Source organism: Streptomyces sp. 3-6, from assembly GCF_056323165.1.
The window spans coordinates 1-1,589 of the sequence record NZ_JBWHZP010000046.1; the positions used below are offsets into that span (position 1 = coordinate 1).

Sequence of the window (1,589 nt, forward strand, 5' to 3'; positions counted from 1 at the left end):
TGAGACGAGTCAGAAACCGTTGATGTAGGCGAAGGACATGCGAAAGGTCCGGCGTAGAGGGTAAGACCCCCGTAGTCGAAACGTCAGCGGCTCGTTTGAGAGACACCCAAGTAGCACGGGGCCCGAGAAATCCCGTGTGAATCTGGCGGGACCACCCGCTAAGCCTAAATATTCCCTGGTGACCGATAGCGGATAGTACCGTGAGGGAATGGTGAAAAGTACCCCGGGAGGGGAGTGAAATAGTACCTGAAACCGTGTGCCTACAAGCCGTGGGAGCGTCGCGCAAGGACTTGTCCTTGCGTCGTGACTGCGTGCCTTTTGAAGAATGAGCCTGCGAGTTTGCGGTGTGTTGCGAGGTTAACCCGGGTGGGGAAGCCGTAGCGAAAGCGAGTCCTAATAGGGCGTTTGAGTAGCACGCTCAAGACCCGAAGCGGAGTGATCTAGCCATGGGCAGGTTGAAGCGGAGGTAAGACTTCGTGGAGGACCGAACCCACCAGGGTTGAAAACCTGGGGGATGACCTGTGGTTAGGGGTGAAAGGCCAATCAAACTCCGTGATAGCTGGTTCTCCCCGAAATGCATTTAGGTGCAGCGTCGTGTGTTTCTTGCCGGAGGTAGAGCACTGGATAGGCGATGGGCCCTACCGGGTTACTGACCTTAGCCAAACTCCGAATGCCGGTAAGTGAGAGCGCGGCAGTGAGACTGTGGGGGATAAGCTCCATGGTCGAGAGGGAAACAGCCCAGAGCATCGACTAAGGCCCCTAAGCGTACGCTAAGTGGGAAAGGATGTGGAGTCGCAGAGACAACCAGGAGGTTGGCTTAGAAGCAGCCACCCTTGAAAGAGTGCGTAATAGCTCACTGGTCTAGTGATTCCGCGCCGACAATGTAGCGGGGCTCAAGCGTACCGCCGAAGTCGTGTCATTGCAGTACATACTCCCAACGGAGACTGTGATGGGTAGGGGAGCGTCGTGTGCCGGGTGAAGCAGCGCCGGAAGGCAGTTGTGGACGGTTCACGAGTGAGAATGCAGGCATGAGTAGCGATTCACACGTGAGAAACGTGTGCGCCGATTGACTAAGGGTTCCTGGGTCAAGCTGATCTGCCCAGGGTAAGTCGGGACCTAAGGCGAGGCCGACAGGCGTAGTCGATGGATAACCGGTTGATATTCCGGTACCCGCTGTGGAGCGTCAAACATCGAGCATCGTGATGCTAAGGCCGTGAAGCCGCCGGCTGAGTCTTCGGACGAGGTCGGAGTGGTGGAGCCGCTGAACCAAGCGGTTAGTAGGTGAGTGATGGGGTGACGCAGGAAGGTAGTCCATCCCGGGCGGTGGTTGTCCCGGGGTAAGGGTGTAGGACGTCAGGTAGGTAAATCCGCCTGGCACATAGTCTGAGACCTGATGCCGAGCCGATTGTGGTGAAGTGGATGATCCTATGCTGTCGAGAAAAGCCTCTAGCGAGTTTCATGGCGGCCCGTACCCTAAACCGACTCAGGTAGTCAGGTAGAGAATACCGAGGCGTTCGGGTGAACTATGGTTAAGGAACTCGGCAAAATGCCCCCGTAACTTCGGGAGAAGGGGGGCCATTCCTGGTGAT

At 56.8% G+C, this 1,589-nt stretch carries 1 rRNA gene; it reads left to right on the forward strand.

What is annotated here, in order from left to right:
* Positions 1-1,589 (forward strand): 23S ribosomal RNA (locus AC02VZ_RS25995); the annotation flags it as partial.